This is a genomic window from Kitasatospora sp. NPDC007106 (genome assembly GCF_040634455.1).
Classification (GTDB): Bacteria; Actinomycetota; Actinomycetes; order Streptomycetales; family Streptomycetaceae; genus Kitasatospora; species Kitasatospora arboriphila.
Map to the genome: position 1 here is coordinate 1 of NZ_JBEYFP010000960.1, position 2083 is coordinate 2083.

2 protein-coding genes are annotated in these 2083 nt (G+C 74.3%); both read left to right on the forward strand.

The window, feature by feature from the left end; genetic code table 11:
* The first annotated feature begins 400 nt into the window (after nucleotides 1-400).
* A complete protein-coding gene (locus ABZ641_RS34505) occupies nucleotides 401-862 on the forward strand; it encodes a universal stress protein (protein ID WP_359988287.1) in 462 nt (153 codons plus the stop codon).
* Nucleotides 859-2073 (forward strand): SpoIIE family protein phosphatase, encoded by a 1215-nt coding sequence (locus ABZ641_RS34510; protein ID WP_359988288.1) that lies wholly within the window; start codon nucleotides 859-861, stop codon nucleotides 2071-2073. Before ABZ641_RS34505 ends, ABZ641_RS34510 begins: the two co-directional genes overlap by 4 nt.
* Nucleotides 2074-2083: the final 10 nt, after the last annotated feature.

The window sequence follows — 2083 nt, forward strand, 5'->3', positions numbered from 1 at the left end:
GCCCCGCACCCGCCCGCCACCCGTGGCGTGCCCTCGCAGACGGAGACCGGCACCCTGATTCCGGAGCCGCCCGGTGCGGACCGGACCGTCCGGCACCACTGGTGGCACCGGTGGTGGAGGCGACGGGGCGGTGGACCGCACGGCGGGACGTGAGGTGTTCTCGAACCGGTCGGCCGGATCGACCGCCCGCGCGGGTGGTGCTGCCGGGCCGCATGGTCCGGATGGCGGAGCCTCCGGCGAGGAGCGGGGCCGCCGGTGTGCGTAGCGTGGAAGACGGCCTGCGCCACCGGACCGGCATGTGATGGTGCGGCTCGCTCAATCACCCGTCGAGCCCGGAGGACGGCCCGGTGCCGCTCGCGGACGGCGTCCGCGAGCACGGAGGCGAACACGGAGGTGCGCAGTGGACGACGGAACCGGCAGGGCGCCGCGGATCGTGGCCGGCGTGGACGGCTCGCCGGCCGCGGAGGAGGCCCTGCGCTGGGCCGTTCGCCAGGCCGCCCTGGTCGGTGGCACGGTGGACGCGGTGATCGCCTGGGACTATCCCACCAGCTACGGCTGGCCGTCGCCGATCCTGGAGGGCGTCGACCTGGAGGGCGACGCGCGTCGCTGCCTGGCCGAGGCCGTCGGCAAGGTCACCGGCGGCGACGGTCAGGTCCGACAGCTCGTCGTACAGGGCCATCCCGCAGCCGCCCTGCTGGAGGCGTCTGAGGGGGCCGACCTGCTGGTCGTCGGCAACCGCGGCCACGGCGGCTTCGCCGAGGCGTTGCTGGGCTCCGTCGGTCAGCACTGCGTGCACCACGGCCGCTGCCCCGTGGTCGTCGTCCGCGCGCCCTCCGACCGAGAGCCGGCGAAGGACAGGTGATCGACTACACGGCGGTCTTCCGGGCCTTGCCGGGCATGGTCGCCCTGCTCACCCCGGACCTGGTGTACGTGGACGCGAACGAGGAGTTCCTTCAGCTCTCCGGGCGGACGCGCGACCAGCTCCTGGGCCACTACCTGTTCGACGTCTTCCCCGACAACCCGAACGACCCCGAGGCCAGCGGTGCCCGCAACCTGGGGGCGTCCCTGCGCAGGGTCCTGGAGACCGGCGAACGCGACAGCATGGCGATGCAGCGGTACGACGTCGAGAGCCTCGACCGGCCGGGCGAGTGGCAGGAACGCTACTGGAGCCCCGTCAACGCCCCGGTGCTCGGGCCCGACGGCAGGGTGGTGCTCCTGGTGCACCGGGTCGAGGAGATCACCGAGCTCATCGCGGCCCACGGCCTGCCCGAAGGGAGCCGTGCCCGCGTCCTCGAGGCCGAGCTCTACACCAGGGCCCGCGAACTCCAGGAGCTGAACGAGCGCCTGCGCGAGGCGCACGCCCGCGAACGCGAGGTCGCCCTCGCCCTGCAGGCGGCCATGCTGCCGGCTCCCGCACCGCTCGACCAGGTCCGGGCTGCAGTGCGGTACCGGCCCGCGGTGGGCACCCTCAACGTGTGCGGAGACTGGTACGACCTCGTCGCCCTGCCCCGGCACCGGACGGCGGTCGCCGTCGGCGACGTCGTCGGACACGGGCTCGCCGCGGCCGGTGTCATGGGCCAGCTCCGCAGCGCCCTCAGCGCAGCCTCGCGGGTTACGGAGGGCCCGGCCCAGTCCCTGGAGGTGCTCGGCCTCTACTCCCGCTCCGTCGACGGTGCGGAGAACACGACCGCCGCGACCGCCTTCATCGACCACGCCGTCGGAACGATCACCTACAGCAGCGCCGGCCACCCGCCGCCGGTGCTGGTGCGTTCCGACGGCTCCTTCGAATTCCTCGACCGGGCCACCGACCCGCCGCTCGGCGCCCGGCCCGAACACGTCTCGCGCCCCCAGGCCACCGTCGCCTTCGAGGAGGGCGACACCCTCGTCCTGTACACCGACGGTCTGGTCGAACGGCGCCGCGAGGACATCGACGTCGGACTCGACCGTCTCGCCCGCGCCCTGGCCGCCCGCGCGACGGACCCGCCCGACGCCCTGGCCGACAGCGTGCTGGCCGACCTGCTGCCACCCGGCGGCGCCACCGACGACACGGTGCTCGTCGTCGTCCGGCTGTGAACCGCTCCCG